14 protein-coding genes and 1 pseudogene are annotated in these 16,223 nt (G+C 62.9%); 12 read left to right on the top strand and 3 right to left on the bottom strand.

What is annotated here, in order from left to right; translation table 11 throughout:
* The first annotated feature begins 199 nt into the window (after positions 1-199).
* From purB to ACF8FG_RS15175, 9 genes and pseudogenes are all read left to right on the top strand, one after another.
* Positions 200-1,570 (top strand): adenylosuccinate lyase, encoded by a 1,371-nt coding sequence (gene purB, locus ACF8FG_RS15215; RefSeq protein ID WP_010954819.1) that lies wholly within the window; start codon positions 200-202, stop codon positions 1,568-1,570.
* An 81-nt stretch (positions 1,571-1,651) separates the two neighbouring features.
* Entirely contained in the window at positions 1,652-2,818 is a 1,167-nt protein-coding gene (locus ACF8FG_RS15210; RefSeq protein WP_014590368.1) for a cupin domain-containing protein, read from the top strand.
* Complete coding sequence (locus ACF8FG_RS15205; protein WP_003251237.1) at positions 2,811-3,239, top strand: GNAT family N-acetyltransferase; 429 nt, start codon at positions 2,811-2,813, stop codon at positions 3,237-3,239. Before ACF8FG_RS15210 ends, ACF8FG_RS15205 begins: the two co-directional genes overlap by 8 nt.
* A 207-nt stretch (positions 3,240-3,446) precedes the next feature.
* Positions 3,447-5,408 carry a DNA topoisomerase III gene (locus tag ACF8FG_RS15200; protein ID WP_076402775.1) on the top strand — a complete coding sequence of 654 codons (1,962 nt, stop codon included), beginning with the start codon at positions 3,447-3,449 and terminating at the stop codon, positions 5,406-5,408.
* Positions 5,409-5,554: 146 nt separating this feature from the next.
* Complete coding sequence (locus tag ACF8FG_RS15195; protein ID WP_267273262.1) at positions 5,555-6,844, top strand: FAD-binding oxidoreductase; 1,290 nt, start codon at positions 5,555-5,557, stop codon at positions 6,842-6,844.
* A 193-nt stretch (positions 6,845-7,037) separates the two neighbouring features.
* Positions 7,038-7,868 carry an alpha/beta hydrolase gene (locus tag ACF8FG_RS15190; protein ID WP_318078979.1) on the top strand — a complete coding sequence of 277 codons (831 nt, stop codon included), beginning with the start codon at positions 7,038-7,040 and terminating at the stop codon, positions 7,866-7,868.
* Between the two features lie 168 nt (positions 7,869-8,036).
* Positions 8,037-8,816: a TSUP family transporter gene (locus ACF8FG_RS15185; protein WP_003251244.1), complete on the top strand. Its 780-nt coding sequence runs from the start codon at positions 8,037-8,039 to the stop codon at positions 8,814-8,816.
* Between the two features lie 111 nt (positions 8,817-8,927).
* Positions 8,928-9,704: an RHS repeat-associated core domain-containing protein gene (locus ACF8FG_RS15180; protein WP_135198422.1), complete on the top strand. Its 777-nt coding sequence runs from the start codon at positions 8,928-8,930 to the stop codon at positions 9,702-9,704.
* Between the two features lie 3 nt (positions 9,705-9,707).
* Positions 9,708-9,857 (top strand): annotated as a pseudogene (locus tag ACF8FG_RS15175) (hypothetical protein); the annotation flags it as partial.
* Between the two features lie 9 nt (positions 9,858-9,866).
* On the opposite strand, the gene nudC reads toward ACF8FG_RS15175, so the two are convergent.
* Both nudC and ACF8FG_RS15165 read right to left on the bottom strand, forming a co-directional pair.
* Complete coding sequence (gene nudC, locus ACF8FG_RS15170) at positions 9,867-10,697, bottom strand: NAD(+) diphosphatase (RefSeq protein WP_019437254.1); 831 nt, start codon at positions 10,695-10,697, stop codon at positions 9,867-9,869.
* Positions 10,698-10,733: 36 nt separating this feature from the next.
* Positions 10,734-11,546 (bottom strand): crotonase/enoyl-CoA hydratase family protein, encoded by an 813-nt coding sequence (locus tag ACF8FG_RS15165; RefSeq protein ID WP_014590363.1) that lies wholly within the window; start codon positions 11,544-11,546, stop codon positions 10,734-10,736.
* Between the two features lie 150 nt (positions 11,547-11,696).
* Here ACF8FG_RS15165 and nhaB point away from each other — a divergent pair, with 150 nt between their 5' ends.
* The 3 genes from nhaB to ACF8FG_RS15150 all read left to right on the top strand — a co-directional run bounded on the left by nhaB (position 11,697) and on the right by ACF8FG_RS15150 (position 14,938).
* Positions 11,697-13,199 carry a sodium/proton antiporter NhaB gene (gene nhaB / locus ACF8FG_RS15160; RefSeq protein ID WP_014590362.1) on the top strand — a complete coding sequence of 501 codons (1,503 nt, stop codon included), beginning with the start codon at positions 11,697-11,699 and terminating at the stop codon, positions 13,197-13,199.
* 146 nt (positions 13,200-13,345) lie between these two features.
* Positions 13,346-13,891, top strand: coding sequence for a lipocalin family protein (locus ACF8FG_RS15155; protein WP_003251256.1), 546 nt, complete (start codon positions 13,346-13,348; stop codon positions 13,889-13,891).
* An 87-nt stretch (positions 13,892-13,978) separates the two neighbouring features.
* Complete coding sequence (locus ACF8FG_RS15150; protein ID WP_019437253.1) at positions 13,979-14,938, top strand: ribonuclease Z; 960 nt, start codon at positions 13,979-13,981, stop codon at positions 14,936-14,938.
* Here ACF8FG_RS15150 and ACF8FG_RS15145 read toward each other — a convergent pair.
* A complete protein-coding gene (locus tag ACF8FG_RS15145; protein ID WP_019437252.1) occupies positions 14,935-16,218 on the bottom strand; it encodes a Zn-dependent hydrolase in 1,284 nt (427 codons plus the stop codon). The two genes, ACF8FG_RS15150 and ACF8FG_RS15145, sit on opposite strands and share 4 nt — an antisense overlap.
* Positions 16,219-16,223 lie beyond the last annotated feature (5 nt).

The following is a 16,223-nucleotide window of genomic DNA, read 5'->3' as shown; positions in this document are numbered from 1 at the left end:
TTGTGGGAGCGGGCGTGCCCGCGAAGCAGGCGACGCGGTGTATGGCACCGGCTACGCCGGTGTTGGCGGGCATGCCCGCTCCCACAGGGTCTGCCACCAGATCCAAATTGGGCCGACCTTTGGTCAGCCACCCGACCCAGGCGCATTTTTCATGTATGATATGCGCCCTTCCAAAAGCCTGACTGTCCGAGAACACCCCATGCAGCTTTCTTCGCTCACTGCGGTTTCCCCTGTAGACGGCCGTTATGCCGGCAAAACCCAGGCCTTGCGCCCCATTTTCAGCGAATTCGGCCTGATCCGTTTCCGCGCCCTGGTCGAAGTGCGCTGGCTGCAGCGCCTGGCCGCCCACCCGCAAATCGGCGAAGTGCCGGCGTTCTCCGCCGAAGCCAACGCCCTGCTGGACAGCCTGGCCACCGATTTCAAGCTGGAGCACGCCGAGCGCGTCAAGGAAATCGAGCGCACCACCAACCACGACGTCAAGGCCATTGAATACCTGCTCAAGGAGCAGGCCGCCAAGCTGCCTGAGCTGGCCAAGGTCAGCGAGTTCATCCACTTCGCCTGCACCAGCGAGGACATCAACAACCTGTCCCACGCCCTGATGCTGCGCGCCGGCCGTGACGAAGTGCTGCTGCCGCTGATGCGCCAGGTCGCCGACGCCATCCGCGCCCTGGCCCACGCCCACGCCGAAGTGCCAATGCTGTCGCGCACCCACGGCCAGCCGGCTTCGCCGACCACCCTGGGTAAAGAGCTGGCCAACGTCGTGTATCGCCTGGAGCGCCAGATCGCACAAGTTGCCGCCGTGCCGCTGCTGGGCAAGATCAACGGCGCCGTGGGCAACTACAACGCCCACCTGTCGGCCTACTCGCAGATCGACTGGGAAGAGAACGCCCGCGCCTTCATCGAAGACGAGCTGGGCCTGCAGTTCAACCCGTACACCACCCAGATCGAGCCGCACGACTACATCGCCGAGCTGTTCGACGCCATCGCCCGCTTCAACACCATCCTGATCGACTTCGACCGTGATGTGTGGGGCTACATTTCGCTGGGTTACTTCAAGCAGAAGACCGTCGCCGGCGAAATCGGCTCGTCGACCATGCCGCACAAGGTCAACCCGATCGACTTCGAAAACTCCGAAGGCAACCTGGGTATCGCCAACGCGCTGTTCCAGCACCTGGCCAGCAAGCTGCCGATCTCGCGCTGGCAGCGTGACCTGACCGACTCCACCGTGCTGCGCAACCTGGGCGTGGGCTTTGCCCACAGCGTCATCGCCTTCGAGGCCAGCCTGAAAGGCATCGGCAAGCTGGAAGTCAACGAAGCTCGCATCGCCGCCGACCTGGACGCCTGCTGGGAAGTACTGGCCGAGCCGATCCAGACCGTGATGCGCCGCTTCAACATCGAAAACCCCTACGAGAAGCTCAAAGAGCTGACCCGTGGCAAGGGCATCACCCCAGAAGCGCTGCTGACCTTCATCGACGGCCTGGACATGCCAGCCGAAGCCAAGGCCGAGCTCAAGCAGCTGACCCCCGCTACCTACATCGGTAACGCGGCAGCCCAGGCCAAACGCATCTAAGCTGAGCGTCGCGTACAACGCCCGGCCTGGCCGGGCGTTTTTATTCCCGTACGAAAATTACGTTTTTTCAATAGGTTGAACATGAATCCTGATACTCCACTGCAGCTGCTCGGCGGCATCTCGGCCCGCGAATTCATGCGCGACTACTGGCAGAAGAAGCCGCTGCTGGTACGCCAGGCCTTCCCGGACTTCATCAGCCCGATCGACCCCGACGAGCTCGCCGGCCTGGCCCTGGAAGACGAAGTCGAGTCGCGTATCGTGTTGGAGCACGGCGCACACCCGTGGGAGCTGCGCCGCGGCCCGTTCAACGAAGACACCTTCGCCGAACTGCCGGAAAAAGACTGGACCCTGCTGGTACAGGCCGTTGACCAGTTCGTTCCGGAAGTGGCCGAACTGCTGGAAAACTTCCGCTTCCTGCCCAGCTGGCGTATCGATGACGTGATGATCAGCTTCGCCGCCCCGGGTGGCAGCGTCGGCCCGCACTTCGACAACTACGATGTGTTCCTGCTGCAAGGCCACGGCCAGCGCAACTGGAAGATCGGCCAGATGTGCAGCAGTGACAGCCCACTGCTGGAGCACGCCGACCTGCGTATCCTGGCCGAGTTCGAGCAGAGCGGCGAGTGGACCCTGGAGCCCGGCGACATGCTCTACCTGCCACCGCGCCTGGCCCACTACGGTGTGGCCGTGGATGACTGCCTGACCTACTCGGTCGGCTTCCGCGCACCGAGCGCTGCCGAAGTGCTGACCCACTTCACCGACTTCCTCGGCCAGTTCCTGCCCGACGAAGAGCGCTACAGCGACGCCGACGCCCAGCCAGTCAGCGACCCGCACCAGATCCAGCACGATGCCCTCGACCGCCTCAAGGCGCTGCTCGACAAGCACATGGGCGACAAGGACCTGCTGCTGACCTGGTTCGGCCAGTTCATGACCGAGCCGCGCTACCCCGAGCAGATCGTTGGCGAAGAGCTGAGCGAGGAAGAGCTGATCAATGCCCTTGAGCAAGGCGCCATCCTGATCCGCAACCCCAGCGCACGCCTGGCCTGGTCCGAGTTCGAAGACGACCTGCTACTGTTCGCCAGCGGCCGTAGTTGCCCACTGCCTGGCAAACTGCGAGAGCTGCTGAAGCTGGTATGTGCGGCCGACGCCCTGCACATCGATAACCTGGCCGAGTGGCTGCAGGATGAGGATGGCCTGATGCTGGTACAGCAGCTGGTCAAACAAGGGAGCCTGGGATTCGCCAATGAATAAGATCAGCGTTCGCCTCGCCGATTGGCACAAAGACAACGCCGACATCCGCCGTATCCGTGAAGCCGTGTTCGTCGCCGAGCAGCACATTCCGCCAGAGCTCGAGTTCGATTCGGAAGACCAGGACGCCCTGCACTTCCTGGCCCTGGAAGGCGACTATCCGATCGGTACTGCGCGCCTGCTGGCCGACGGCACCATCGGGCGCATCTCGGTGCTCAAGGACTGGCGCGGCCTGAAGGTGGGCGATGCGTTGGTCAATGCGGTCATCGTCGAAGCGCAGAACCGCGACCTGAAACAGCAGATGCTCAGCGCCCAGGTGCACGCCACGCCGTTCTATGAGCGGCTGGGCTTTCGCGTAGTCAGCGAGGAATTCCTCGAAGCTGGCATTCCGCATGTCGACATGGTGCGCGACTCGCGCGCCTGATCCATAACCTGCACTGGCCGCTTCGCGGGTAAACCCGCTCCTACAAGCACCGCGCTTCTGTAGGAGCGGGTTCACCCGCGAAGAGGCCGGCACAGGCGATATACATCCCCGCTGACAAAAAACCTGTACATCCATCCAGATAAAACTTGCCTCTGCGCCCCCGCTTGCGCATCCTATGGCCCACCACCCCGATGAAGCGTCCCGGCCATGCGCCTGTTCCTCTGTGAAAAACCCTCCCAGGCAAAAGACATCGCCAAAGTGCTCGGCGCCAACCGCAAAGGCGACGGCTGCTGGCAAGGCACCGACATCTGCGTAACCTGGTGCATCGGCCACCTGCTGGAAACTGCCCCGCCCGACAGCTACGACGAACGTTACAAGCGCTGGAACCTGGCCGACCTGCCGATCATTCCAGACAAGTGGAAGATGCTGGTAAAGCCCAAGACCGCCAGCCAGTTCAAGGCGGTCAAGCGCCTGCTCGGTGAAGCGCGGGAGCTGGTGATTGCCACCGACGCCGACCGCGAAGGCGAAATGATTGCCCGCGAGCTGGTCGAGCATTGCCGCTACCGCGGCCCGGTGCAGCGCCTGTGGCTGTCGGCACTGGACGACACCTCCATCCGCAAGGCCCTGGCACGCCTGCTGCCAGGCCACGAGACGTTCAACCTGTACCACTCGGCGCTGGGCCGCTCGCGCGCCGACTGGCTGATCGGCATGAACATGAGCCGGCTGTTCACCCTGCTGGGCCGCCAATCCGGCTACCAGGGTGTGCTGCCGGTAGGCCGCGTGCAAACGCCTACCTTGCGCCTGGTGGTCGACCGCGACCGCAGCATCGCCAACTTCGTGCCGGTGCCGTTCTGGGCCATCGACGTACAGCTGGAACACGCCGGCCAACGCTTCAATGCCCAATGGCGCGCCCCCGAAGACGCCTGTGATGACCAAGGCCGCTGCCTGAAGCAAAGCCTGGCACAGCAGGCCGCCACCGACATCGGCCATGCCGGCACTGCCCGAGCGGTAAAGGTGGCGACCGAGCGTGTGCGCGAAGCTGCACCGCTGCCCTTCGACCTTGGCACCCTGCAGGAGCTGTGCTCGAAAAAGTTCGGCCTCGGCGCCCAGGAAACCCTCGACATTGCCCAGGCACTGTACGAAACACACAAGCTGATCACCTACCCGCGCAGCGATTGCGGCTATTTGCCACAAAGCCAGCACGCTGAGGCACCCGCCATCCTCTCCGCCCTGCAACGGGCCGATGCCAGCCTTGCGCCGCTGCAGCCGTACCTGGAGCCGCAACGCCGCTCGCGGGCGTGGAACGACGCCAAAGTCAGCGCTCACCATGGCATCATCCCCACCGCCGCCGCCAGCGACCCCTCGCGCCTGCCGGCCAAGCACAAGGCCGTGTACACCCTGATCCGCGCCCGCTATCTGGCGCAGTTCCTGCCCAACCATGAGTACGACCGCACCCAGGCCGACTTCGACTGCGCCGGTCATGCGCTGCGTGCTGTGGGCAAACAGATCGTCGAGCCGGGCTGGCGCCGCGCCTTGCCCGAAGCGCTGACCCCGGCCAAAGGCCGCGAGGCACCACCGGCCCAGGTGTTACCAGCGCTGCGCGAAGGCCAGGACTGCAACGTACACGGCCTGCAGCTGAAAGACCTGTGGACCCAGCCACCCAAGCCATTTACCGAAGGCGACCTGATCAAGGCGATGAAAAACGTGGCCAAGCTGGTGGATGACCCTCGGCTGAAGCAGAAGCTCAAGGAAACCACCGGCATCGGCACCGAAGCCACCCGCGCCAGCATTATCCAGGGCCTGCTCGACCGCGGTTACCTGGTGAAGAACGGCAAGGCGTTGTCGGCCACCCCTGCGGCCTTCAGCCTGATCGACGCCGTTCCCCGAGCCATTGCCGACCCCGGCACCACGGCGATCTGGGAGCAGGCGCTGGACATGGTGCAAAGCGGCGAGATGCCCCTGGAAGAGTTCGTCGCCCGGCAGTCAGCGTGGATGGGCAAGCTGGTGGAGCGTTGCAGCGGCATGCGCATGACCATCAGCGGGCCAGCGGCCGGGGCGGCGCCGCCCTGGAAGAAGAAACGTCGCGGTGGCGGGAAGAGCAAAGCGACTGGAAGCAAGGCGACCCCAAGCAAGCCACGGCAGGCGCGGAAAAAGCGAGCCCCCCTGTAGGAGCGGGTTCACCCGCGAAGAGACCAGCCCAGGCAGCACATTAACAAAAGGCAAACCACAAACCCCAACCAACCCATTGGCAACGTGAAATTTAACTGCTAACTTTTCATGAAAATAATCATAATAATTTTCACGGAAAATCCGGCATGTTCAAACAATCCGCCCAGCACGTCGCCAGTTACTACGCCCAGACCTACCCCGCCAACATCCCGTTACGCCCTACCCTGCAAGGCGCTCAGGACACCGACGTGCTGATCATCGGCGCCGGTTTCAGCGGCCTGCACACTGCACTGCGCCTGACCCAGGCCGGCAAACGCGTAACGCTGCTGGAAGCCAGCCGGGTTGCCTGGGCGGCCTCCGGACGCAACGGTGGCCAGGCGCTGTTGGGCTGGTCGTGCGACATGCCGCCGCTGGAGCAGGCCCTTGGCATCGAACGCACCCAACGGCTATGGGCCAGCATGTGCTGGGCCGCCGACGAGATGCGCGAACTGCCCCAACGCCACGGCTTCGACATCGACTACCGGCAGGGCAGCCTGTGGACTGCGGTATTGCCGCGCCGGGTGAAAATGCTCGAAGAGGCCCTGCATGATGCCGAGCATAAATGGGGTTACGACGCCCTGCGCCTGATCAGCCGTGACGAGTTGCCGCAATGGATCGACAGCCCGCGCTACCAGGCCGCGCTGTACGACGCCAAAGGTGCCCACCTCAACCCGCTGAAACTGGCACAGGGCCTGGCCAGTACCATCGAGGCTGGCGGCGGGCGCATCTACGAACAGAGCCAGGTGCTCAGCTACCAGCAGGCTCGCGACGGCTATGTCGCCCGTACCGACCGTGGCGAAGTCCGCTGCCAGGTATTGGTGCTGGCCTGCAACGCCTACATCGACCGCCTTGACCGCAGCCTGTCGCGTCGCCTGTTGCCAGTCGGTTCCTACCAAGTCGCCACTGCGCCTCTGGATGCCGACTTGGCCCATTCCTTACTACCTCGCAACAGTTGCGTGATCGACAACCAGTTCGTACCCGACTATTTCCGCCTCACCCCAGACCACCGCCTGCTGTTCGGCGGTGGCTGTACTTACCTGGGCGGCATTCCCAAGGACGTCGCCAGCGCCACCCGCCCGTACCTGGAGCGGGTATTCCCGCAACTGGCCGGGGTGGCCATCGACTATGCCTGGGGTGGCCACATCGATTGCAGCATCAAGCGCACCCCGGACGTCGGCCGCGAGGGCCAGCGCTACTGGCTGCAGGGTTTCTCCGGCCATGGCGTACTGCCGACCCTGGCGGCGGCGCGTGCGGTCAGCGATACCATTCTCGGCGATGAAGACCTGTTGGCGCTGTACCAAGGCATCGACAACGGCCGCTTCCCCGGTGGTGACCTGCTGGCTGCACCTTTGGAAGCTGCGGCAAAGGCCTGGTACCGCATGCGCGACCGCGTCTGAAGGGCATGAGTGTTGCCTGTGCGCGCCTCTTCGCGGGAGAACCCGCTCCTGCGCATTCAAACCCATGAGCCCCCTGTAGGAGCGGGTTCACCCGCGAAGAGGCCCGCACAGGCAACACAACTTCCTGATACCTGCCAAAATCCCTCCTATTCTCAATAGCTCCCTTCGCTTCCTGCACTCAGGAGAAACGACCATGAGCTATGTAACCACGAAGGACGGCGTACAGATCTTCTACAAGGACTGGGGCCCGCGCGATGCACCTGTGATCCACTTCCATCACGGCTGGCCGCTCAGTGCCGATGACTGGGACGCGCAGATGCTGTTCTTCCTCGCTGAAGGCTACCGCGTGGTCGCCCACGACCGGCGGGGCCATGGCCGCTCCAGCCAGGTATGGGACGGCCACGACATGGACCACTATGCCGACGACGTAGCCGCCGTGGTCGCCCACCTGGGCACCCAGGGTGCCGTGCATGTCGGCCACTCGACCGGCGGCGGTGAGGTGGTGCGCTACATGGCCCGGTACCCTGAAGACAATGTGGCCAAGGCCGTGCTGATCGCGGCCGTACCACCCTTGATGGTACAAACCCCCGGCAACCCCGGTGGCCTGCCCAAGTCGGTATTCGACGGTTTCCAGGCCCAGGTTGCCAGCAACCGGGCGCAGTTCTACCGGGATGTGCCAACAGGGCCGTTCTACGGCTACAACCGCCCGGGGGTCGAAGCCAGCGAAGGCATCATTGGCAACTGGTGGCGCCAAGGCATGATCGGCAGTGCAAAGGCCCATTACGATGGCATCGTGGCGTTTTCCCAGACAGACTTCACCGAGGACCTGAAGGGCATCAAGCAGCCGGTGCTGGTGATGCACGGCGACGATGACCAGATCGTGCCCTATGAAAACTCCGGGGTACTGTCGGCCAAGCTACTGCCCAATGGCACGCTGAAAACCTACAAAGGCTACCCGCATGGCATGCCGACCACCCATGCCGATGTGATCAATGCGGATTTGCTGGCGTTTATTCGTAGTTGATGTTTTCGCCAGTGCCGGCCCTTTCGCGGGTAAACCCGCTCCTACGGGATTACGCGGGCGTGCCCGCGAAAGGGCCGGCACTGGCAACACACCTTCCCCAGGATTACCATGCTCCCCTTCTAGTGCAGCACTTTGCCGCCTCCTTGCCTCCCTGCCTGTCAAAAACCCATGCCCTTCGAACTCACCGTAGAACCCCTCACCCTGCTGATCCTGGCGCTGGTCGCCTTCGTCGCCGGATTCATCGACGCCATCGCCGGTGGCGGGGGCCTGCTCACCACTCCGGCCCTACTCACTGCCGGCATGCCACCGCACCTGGTACTGGGCACCAACAAGCTCAGTTCCACCTTCGGCTCGGCCACAGCAGGTTTCACTTACTACAAACGCAAACTGTTCCACCCGGCGCAGTGGCGCCCGGCATTGTTCGCCACCCTGACCGGGGCGTTGCTCGGCGCCGTCATCGCCCATTACATGCCAGCCGAATGGCTGAACAAGATGCTGCCAGTGATCGTCTTCGCCTGTGGCATCTACCTGTTGTTCGGCGGCACGCCCAAGGCGCCGCTGGATGCCGATGCACCGATCAAGAAAAAGTGGCAAGTGCCGCAAGGCTTCACCCTGGGCTTCTACGACGGCGTAGCTGGCCCGGGTACCGGTGCGTTCTGGACGGTCAGTACCCTGCTGCTGTACCCCATCGACCTGGTACGCGCCAGCGGCGTGGCGCGCAGCATGAACTTCGTCAGCAACATCGCGGCGCTGACGGTGTTCATCATTTCCGGGCAGGTGGACTACATCGTCGGCCTGTGCATGGGCCTGTCGGTCATGGTCGGCGCCTTTTTCGGCGCACGCACGGCGATCAGCGGCGGCAGCAAGTTCATCCGCCCGGTGTTCATCACCGTGGTGCTGGCGTTGACCGTGCGCCTAGCGTGGCAACACTGGTTCGGGCAGGCCTGAACCTTTGTACCCGATCATGAGGCCCATCAGCCGTACTATCATTTATGCCAGTTGAGGGGGGGCGCAAGGAATTGTAAATATATGACGCCTCTCATCAACGGAAATATCTAAATGCAAAGCAAGGTTATTTCCTTCCAATATACCTGCTATGGAGCCTCAGCTAAGCCAGGGAATATTTACGTACTGGGTTTCACGGGAGCACCTCGCGACCTATGGACAGGCTGCTACCTACTGGGAAACGGCAAGCGTACTTATAACCCGAATTTGATGAGGTTCCTCTCGCCCGACAGCCTAAGCCCTTTTAGCAAAGGAGGCATAAACGCCTACGCCTATTGCTCTGCCGACCCAATAAACAGGCTAGATCATTCAGGCCAGAATTGGATCAAGAAACTGTTCAGTCGCCCCGAACCTGCTTATACGATGACAGAGATAATAGCCGCTCACGACCATCCAGAACTGCAAAAGTACTCGGGGTGGCGTTTCAGCAGCAAGGCAACTGGCTGGGATGTTAAAATGGCGAAAAAGCTACCAAAACGACTGGCAGAAAAGGCTCAGCTTGAGCGCGACATACCAGAAGCAGCACAACTTCGATCGCATAACCTCCTCCCAAAGCTGGTAAAGCGATTACAGTATGTCACCGCTAAGATCGAAGCCACTGGCAGCAGGCTTTCAGAACTACAGTCTGGATTGACCCCGCACGAATTAGCTGCTGCTCTTTCACAAAATCCAGGTCTTCCACCACCGCCGTATTCCGAAACTAGCCCAGATAGCTTAGGTCTTCCCAACCCTTTTTTTCGGGCAATGAATACCATACGTTGGGCAGGGAGCTCCCCCCAAGCGACACCAGATTCCCGAGCATATAACAGTTATCAGAATAACGATTTCTGAATACCCATCGACCCGGTTCGCGTCAGCGATGTGGCGCGCAGCATGAACTTCGTCAGCAACATCGCGGTGCTAACGAAGTTCATCATTTCCGGGCAGGTGGACTATATCGCCGGCCTGTGCATGGGCCTGTCGGTGAGGGTCAATGAACATTTCTCACTGCAGCTAGGACGGGAAAGCAGGGATATCACAGCCCAGCCGCCGCGCAACATACAGGTCGATCAAGTACCGGGCGATGGACCGCCCGGCCGGCAGCGGCGGCAGGTCGTGCACGCTGAACCACTTGGCGTCCTCGATCTCGTCCGGCTGCATGACAATCTCGCCACCGGCGTACTCGGCATGGAAACCGAGCATCATCGAATGCGGGAACGGCCAGCACTGGCTGCCGACGTACTGGATGTTCTGCACCTCCACCGCCACTTCTTCGCGCACTTCGCGCACCAGGCAGTCTTCGGCCGATTCACCCGGTTCGGCAAAACCTGCCAAGGTGCTGTACACCCCGGTGACGAAGCGCGGCGAACGCGCCAGCAGGATTTCATCGCCGCGGGTCACCAGCACGATCATGCTGGGTGAAATGCGCGGATAGCTGCGCAGGTCGCAGGGTTGGCAATACATCGCCCGCTCCCAGCGAATTTGCGTCATCGGCTGACCGCAACTGCCGCAGAAGCGATGCTCGCGGGCCCAGGTGCCGATTTGTGCGGCATAGCCCAGCACCTTGTAAGTGTCGAAGTCGCCTTCGAGCATGAACGCACGCAGGCCGCGCCAGCTGCAGCCAGGCACATCAGTGGCGCAGCGCAGTTCCAGCAGGAACACCGGCTGGCCGTCAAAGTGGCCGATGCCGTGCTCGCACAGCACGTCGAGGTCCTGGCGCTTGAGCCAGTCGCGGGGGAACAGCGCGCCGTTGGCGTCCACCAAAAACCCTTCAGGGCTGCGGGCCACCGCAAGCCCCCCGGTTATCTGTGGGTCGAGTACTGCAGTAGTCCAGCGTGCTGACATGTCGGGGGTTCCTTTACTACGCGTCCCCCGGCCCGATCAGTCGGCGAACGTCGGTTTCTGTTTGCTCATGTGCGCCGCCACCGCCACGCGCAAGTCTTCGGACTGCAGCATTGCGGCGTTCCAGGTGGCAATGTAGTCCAGGCCATCGTCGATGCGATGGTCACGCATGTAGCTGAGCATTTCCTTGGTGCCGGCCACAGCGATCGGCGATTTTGCGGCAATCTCGCGGGCGATGGCAAAGACGCCGTCCATCAGTGAGGCCTGATCATCATAGACTCGGTTGACCAGGCCGATGCGCAGCGCCTCGTCGGCCTCGACATTGCGCCCGGTAAACGCCAGCTCCCGCATGATGCCGTCGCCAATGATGCGTGGCAAACGTTGCAATGTGCCGACATCGGCAGCCATACCCATGTCGATTTCCTTGATCGAGAACTGCGCGTCACTGCTGCAGTAGCGCATGTCGCACGCCGAGATGAGGTCGATGGCGCCGCCGATGCAGTAGCCTTGCACGGCCGCCAGTACGGGTTTGCGGCACGTGTCCACAGCGGTGAACGAGGCCTGCAGCCGCTGGATGGTCTTGCGCAGGAAGCGTGCATTGCGGCCCACGTCCTTGCCCATCTGCCCAGCCAGCGAGGCCAGCATCATCAGGTCGATACCGGCGGAAAAGTGCTTGCCAGCGCCGCTGATCACCACCGCGCGCACGGCATCGGTGTCATCGATCCACTGGAAGATGTCGACGATTTCCTCCCAGAAGGCCGCATTCATCGCGTTGACCTTCTCTGGGCGATTGATCTGAACATGGGCGACGCTGTCGGTCAGTTCGACCTTGAATGCACTGTACTCGGTCACGGGCGGCACTCCTGAGGGTGAAAGGTTCATGACACCGATGGTAACCCAGCCCAATGGCCGTACATGTGCCAAAAACGGGACTGTGCGCCTTGCCTAAGACGCGTATATCCGGCACCGTGCGCCATCGTTGAATTATAAGGATACATATTTATGTCACGCCCCCTGACCGGCGCCCTCGCCCACGGTTTTCTGGGCAAATCGCCGTTTTGGTACAAGGTGGTCATCTGCCTGTTTTTGGTGCTCAACCCGCTGTTGTTGGTAACCATTGGCCCGGTTGCGACCGGCTGGGCACTGGTGCTCGAATTCATCTTCACCCTGGCCATGGCCCTGAAATGCTACCCGTTGATGCCCGGTGGCTTGTTGCTGATCGAAGCCCTGCTGTTGCAGATGACCACGCCCCAGGCGCTGTACGAGGAACTGCAGCACAACTTCCCGGTAATCCTGTTGCTGATGTTCATGGTCGCCGGCATCCACTTCATGAAGGAACTGTTGCTGTTCCTGTTCTCACGCATTCTGCTCGGGGTGCGTTCAAAGGCCATTCTGGCGCTGCTGTTTTGCGTACTGTCGGCGTTTCTATCCGCGTTTCTCGATGCACTGACCGTCACGGCGGTGATCATCAGCGCTGCGGTCGGCTTTTACGCGGTGTACCACCGCGTCGCGTCCGGGGCCAATCCGCGCGAGGAGAGCGCACTGGAGAGCGACCAGCAAGTCGCTCACCTGCACCGGGAAGACCTCGACCAGTTCCGCGCCTTCCTGCGTAGCCTGCTGATGCATGGCGCTGTGGGTACCGCCTTGGGCGGCGTTTGCACGTTGGTGGGCGAGCCGCAGAACCTGCTGATCGGCCACGAGATGGGGTGGCACTTCGTCGACTTCTTCTTGAAAGTGGCGCCCGTTTCGCTGCCAGTGCTGGGTGCTGGCCTGGTGACCTGCGTGCTGCTGGAAAAAGTGCGTCTGTTCGGCTACGGCACGCTGATGCCCGAACCGGTGCGCAGGGTGCTGACCGCCTATGCGGCCGAAGACGATGCGGCGCGCACCCAGGCCCAGCGCATCGCGCTGTGGGTACAAGGGCTCGCTGCGCTGATCCTGATCATCTGCCTGGGGCTGCATGTGGCCGAGGTCGGCCTGATCGGCCTGATGGTGATCGTACTGATCACGGCCTTCACCGGCATCACTGACGAGCACCGCCTGGGCCGTGCCTTCCAGGACGCCATGCCATTCACTTCGCTGTTGGTGGTGTTCTTCGCCGTGGTCGCGGTGATTCATCAGCAGCAGCTTTTCAGCCCATTGATCAACTGGGTGCTGACGCTGCCGGCCGAAAAGCAACCGGGCATGCTGTATCTGGCCAACGGCTTGCTGTCGGCGATCAGCGACAATGTGTTCGTTGCCACCATCTACATCACCGAAGTGAAGCAGGCATTTCTCGATGGCAGCATGAGCCGCGAGCATTTCGAAACCCTGGCAGTGGCGATCAACACCGGCACCAACCTGCCAAGCGTGGCGACGCCGAACGGGCAGGCGGCGTTCCTGTTCCTGCTGACCTCGGCCATTGCGCCGCTGATCCGGCTGTCGTATGGGCGGATGGTGTGGATGGCGCTGCCCTATACCGTGGTGATGGGCGGGTTGGGATGGTGGGCGGTGACGTACTGGCTGTGAGGCAGGCCTGTGCGGACCTGTGCGGGGCCTTTCGCGGGTAAACCCGCTCCTGCACGGGTTTCGCAGCAGGCAATATCGTCTACAACTTTTTCCCCGCACAGGCGTCGAAACACAGGTACGCCCCATCCGCTCCAAGGAGGTCACCCATGGCGCTGCGCACTACACTGCTGCTTTCCTGCATGACCCTGGCCCTGCTCGGCTGCGCCGGCAACGATCACCCGGCACCGCCGCGTACCCAACAGGTGGACCTGCAACGCTATCAGGGTACCTGGTATGAACTGGCGCGACTGCCGATGTTCTTCCAGCGTAACTGCGTGAAGTCCGAGGCGCGCTACGGCTTGCGCGAGGACGGCCGTATCGATGTAACCAACCGCTGCCAGGAAAAGGACGGCCAGTGGAATGAAGCCAAGGGCATCGCCGAGGCTCAGCAACCGGGCAGCACCGACAAGCTGTGGGTGCGCTTCGACAACTGGTTCAGCCGCCTGGCACCGGGCCTGACCAAGGGCGAGTACTGGGTGCTGTACCACGACAAGGACTACCGCGTGGCACTGGTCGGCCACCCCAACCGCGAGTACCTGTGGCTGCTTTCGCGCACGCCAGCGGTCACCGACCAGCAGCGCGAGCAACTGCTGACAATCGCCCGAGAGCAAGGGTATGACACCAGCAAGCTCATCTGGCGACAGGATAACTAGCGGGCCGTCGACGGCGGATGGCAATCCGGCTAAGGTGTGCGCCCCGTATCACCTTGGCCGCTTCTGGCCTGAAACAGGAGCCTGAGCATGGACCTGCTGTTCCTCGGCACCTCCGCCGGGGTGCCCACCAAGGCACGCAATGTCAGCGCCACTGCCGTGATCGAAGCCAGTGGCAGCCACTGGTATCTGGTCGATTGCGGCGAAGGCACCCAGCACCGCCTGCTGCACACCCCGCTTTCGATCCGCGACCTGCGCGCGATCTTCATCACCCACGTGCATGGTGACCATTGCTTCGGCCTGCCCGGCCTGCTGGCCAGCGCGGGCATGAGCGGGCGCACCCAGCCGCTGGAAGTGATCCTGCCCGCCGTACTGCACGACTGGGTACGCCAGGGCCTGGTTGCCAGCGACACCTTCCTGCCGTTCGAGCTGCGCCTGTTGCCCGTTGAAGAGCTGATCGCATGGCGCAGCGAGACCCTGCAGGTGACCACCGTGCAACTGTCGCACCGGGTGCCCAGCGTGGGTTTCGTATTCACCGAAATCAACCCTGAGCCACGCCTGGACATCCAGCGCCTGGACGCCGAGGGCATACCGCGTGGTCCGCTGTGGGGCGAGCTGGCCAAGGGGTTGACCGTGACGTACGACGGGCAACTGCTGAACGGCAACGACTACCTGCGCCCTTCGCGTCCGCCCCGGCGGGTGATCGTGTGCGGGGACAACGACAAGCCAGAACTGCTGGCAGCCGTCGCCAGGGGTGCGGATGTACTGGTGCACGAAGCCACCTTCACCCAGGCGGTGGTCGAACGCACCGGGGGCACGTTCGGCCACAGCACCGCCGCTGAGGTGGCACGCTTTGCCGAGGCCGCGGGCGTGCGCAACCTGGTACTGACCCATTTCAGCGCCCGCTACCAGAACGACCCGCGGCGCAGCCCGCACATCGACAACGTGCGCGACGAGGCCCTCGCCCACTACAGCGGGCAGTTGACCTTGGCGCAGGACCTGCAGCGCTATCACCTTGGCCGTAACGGCCGTCTTGAGGCCAGTGCCTAGGCCGCCAGGCGCCCGCTGGCAATTGCCTCCGACGCCGCCAGCATCGCCCGCAACAACACTGCGCAGCCCGCCGCCAGGTCATCGGGCGTGGCGTTCTCGATCTCGTTATGGCTGATGCCGTTTTCGCACGGCACGAAAATCATCCCCGCCGGCCCCAGCTCGGCCAGGAAGATCGCGTCATGCCCCGCGCCACTGACGATGTCCATGTGCGGCAGGCCCAACGCCTTGGCCGACTCGCGCACGGCGTCGACACAGCCTTTGTCGAAGTAAAGTGCCGGGAAGTCGGCCGTGGGCACCAACTCATGGCTCAGGCCATGCTTGGTACAGGTCGCCTCGATCACCCCGCGCACATCGGCAATCATCGCATTCAACTGCTCGCCCTCCAGGTGGCGGAAGTCGAGGGTCATACGCACTTCGCCCGGGATCACGTTACGCGAGCCCGGGTACGCCTGAAGGCAACCCACCGTGCCACAGGCGTGGGGCTGGTGGGCAAGCGCCGTGCGGTTGACCGCCTCTACCACAGCGGCTGCACCCACCAGGGCGTCCTTGCGCAGGTGCATCGGCGTAGGGCCGGCATGGGCTTCAACACCGCGCAGGGTCAGGTCGAACCACTTCTGCCCCAAGGCGCCGAGGACCACGCCGATGGTCTTGGCCTGGTCCTCAAGGATAGGACCCTGCTCGATATGCGCTTCGAAATACGCCCCCACCGGGTGCCCCGACACGGCACGCGGACCGGCGTAGCCAATGGTGTTCAATGCTTCGCCAACGCTGACACCCTGGGCATCGCGCTTGGCCAGGGTGTCTTCCAGGGTGAACTTGCCGGCGAATACCCCAGACCCCATCATGCACGGCGCAAAACGCGAACCTTCTTCGTTGGTCCACACCACCACTTCGAGCGGCGCTTCGGTTTCCACGCCCAGGTCGTTGAGGGTGCGGATCACCTCCAGCCCGGCCATCACCCCGAAGCAGCCATCGAACTTGCCGCCGGTGGGCTGGGTGTCGATATGGCTGCCGGTCATCACCGGCGGCAGCTTGGGGTTACGGCCCGGACGGCGGGCGAATATGTTGCCGACGGCGTCGATGCTGACCGAGCAACCAGCCGCCTCGCACCACTGCACGAACAGATCACGGGCCTGGCGGTCGAGGTCGGTCAAGGCCAGGCGGCAGACACCGCCCTTGGCAGTGGCGCCGAGCCGGGCCAGGTCCATCAGCGACTGCCACAGGCGGGTGCTGTCGACGTGACGGGCGTTGGTATTCAGGATCTCTTTGACGGGGGTCACGGGCT

This window comes from Pseudomonas sp. YQ_6 (genome assembly GCF_043103245.1).
GTDB classification, from domain to species: Bacteria; Pseudomonadota; Gammaproteobacteria; order Pseudomonadales; family Pseudomonadaceae; genus Aquipseudomonas; species Aquipseudomonas alloputida.
The sequence above is the reverse complement of the archived record's forward strand: the minus strand, read 5'-3'. Positions and strand labels throughout refer to the sequence as shown.

Excerpts from the sequence above, each read along its gene's own strand:
- nudC (WP_019437254.1), bottom strand. The coding sequence starts at position 10,697 with ATGTCAGCACGCTGGACTACTGCAGTACTCGACCCACAGATAACCGGG.
- purB (WP_010954819.1), top strand. The coding sequence starts at position 200 with ATGCAGCTTTCTTCGCTCACTGCGGTTTCCCCTGTAGACGGCCGTTAT.
- ACF8FG_RS15200 (WP_076402775.1), top strand. The coding sequence starts at position 3,447 with ATGCGCCTGTTCCTCTGTGAAAAACCCTCCCAGGCAAAAGACATCGCC.
- ACF8FG_RS15155 (WP_003251256.1), top strand. The coding sequence starts at position 13,346 with ATGGCGCTGCGCACTACACTGCTGCTTTCCTGCATGACCCTGGCCCTG.
- ACF8FG_RS15205 (WP_003251237.1), top strand. The coding sequence starts at position 2,811 with ATGAATAAGATCAGCGTTCGCCTCGCCGATTGGCACAAAGACAACGCC.
- nhaB (WP_014590362.1), top strand. The coding sequence starts at position 11,697 with ATGTCACGCCCCCTGACCGGCGCCCTCGCCCACGGTTTTCTGGGCAAA.
- ACF8FG_RS15185 (WP_003251244.1), top strand. The coding sequence starts at position 8,037 with ATGCCCTTCGAACTCACCGTAGAACCCCTCACCCTGCTGATCCTGGCG.
- ACF8FG_RS15195 (WP_267273262.1), top strand. The coding sequence starts at position 5,555 with ATGTTCAAACAATCCGCCCAGCACGTCGCCAGTTACTACGCCCAGACC.
- ACF8FG_RS15210 (WP_014590368.1), top strand. The coding sequence starts at position 1,652 with ATGAATCCTGATACTCCACTGCAGCTGCTCGGCGGCATCTCGGCCCGC.
- ACF8FG_RS15180 (WP_135198422.1), top strand. The coding sequence starts at position 8,928 with ATGCAAAGCAAGGTTATTTCCTTCCAATATACCTGCTATGGAGCCTCA.
- ACF8FG_RS15190 (WP_318078979.1), top strand. The coding sequence starts at position 7,038 with ATGAGCTATGTAACCACGAAGGACGGCGTACAGATCTTCTACAAGGAC.
- ACF8FG_RS15150 (WP_019437253.1), top strand. The coding sequence starts at position 13,979 with ATGGACCTGCTGTTCCTCGGCACCTCCGCCGGGGTGCCCACCAAGGCA.